Genomic DNA, 989 nt, shown 5'->3' with positions numbered 1-989 from the left:
GTACGGTATACAGGAGGAAATAGAAATGTATTAATTTTTTATTTACTAAACGGTTTTGTCTTTACAACTAACAAAATTCCCAATCCGAAAAGAATTACATAGATTATGAGTGAAATGAGACTAGAAAGATGGAACAAGTTGAAAACTAATGGGTGACCAAGAATCATATTGATTAAAGCTCTTAAAATCCCTTGAACTGAAAAAATAAAAAAGATAACCCCAACTAGTCTGATTAAATCATTTTTATTCATTTTTAATTCCCCTTTTCTGTTGCTTTATTAAATATTGTTTTTATATCGTTTATTACTGAATCAACATCAGTTATTTCATCTTTTGCAATTACTGAACTAAAATTATCGATTACACTTCTAACCGCTCTGGCCATTATTTCAGGAGAGAATTTCCTGAAACTTCCGTCAACATCTTGACCATATTCAAATATCTCAATTAATGGCTTGAACACGGATTTATCTTCGTCCATAAAGATCAATTGTCCATCTTCATTTCTTGCATTTAACACTATTTCTGTTAGGGCCAATGTTTCTGATTTATTTTCAGATACAAATCTCAAGTTAGACTCGATGTATGATTCTAAGGTGCTTTTTGCGTTTGTATTCATTTTCATGTGCTCGCTCATATAAATGACTGCTTTTTCATAAAACTGAGTAATTATTATTTTTAGTAACAACTCCTTTTGAGGAAAATGGTAATTAACAACTCCTTTGCTTATGTGTAACTCTTTGGCAATATTTCCTATTGAAAAATTAGCATAGCCATATTTAGAAATGAACTCCATTGATTTTTGAATGATTTTATCTTTTGTTTTTGTCATAACGCTATTTTAGTACGTTCGTACTAAAATGTCAATTAAAAGTTACGGTATTAGGGGTTACTAAGCATGCCCATCAAGCTAACAAGAATACACTACCCTAAAACGTTAAAAATGAATTTTATTTATATAAAAGTCACAAATTTTCCATTCTCAGCAT

General features: G+C 29.8%; 1 protein-coding gene. It reads right to left on the bottom strand.

Features of this window, described 5'->3' with window-relative positions:
- Window positions 1–253: 253 nt before the first annotated feature.
- Window positions 254–832, bottom strand: a complete 579-nt coding sequence (locus tag ABWK52_RS29440) for a TetR/AcrR family transcriptional regulator (protein ID WP_097842643.1) — start codon at window positions 830–832, stop codon at window positions 254–256.
- Window positions 833–989: the final 157 nt, after the last annotated feature.

The organism is Bacillus sp. AP50, assembly GCF_040492675.1.
GTDB lineage: Bacteria > Bacillota > Bacilli > Bacillales > Bacillaceae_G > Bacillus_A > Bacillus_A cereus.
This window is presented reverse-complemented; position numbering and strand designations above follow the sequence as displayed.

Bases quoted from the DNA above. Each gene is read 5' to 3' on its own strand.
- ABWK52_RS29440 (WP_097842643.1), bottom strand. From the start codon at position 832: ATGACAAAAACAAAAGATAAAATCATTCAAAAATCAATGGAGTTCATT.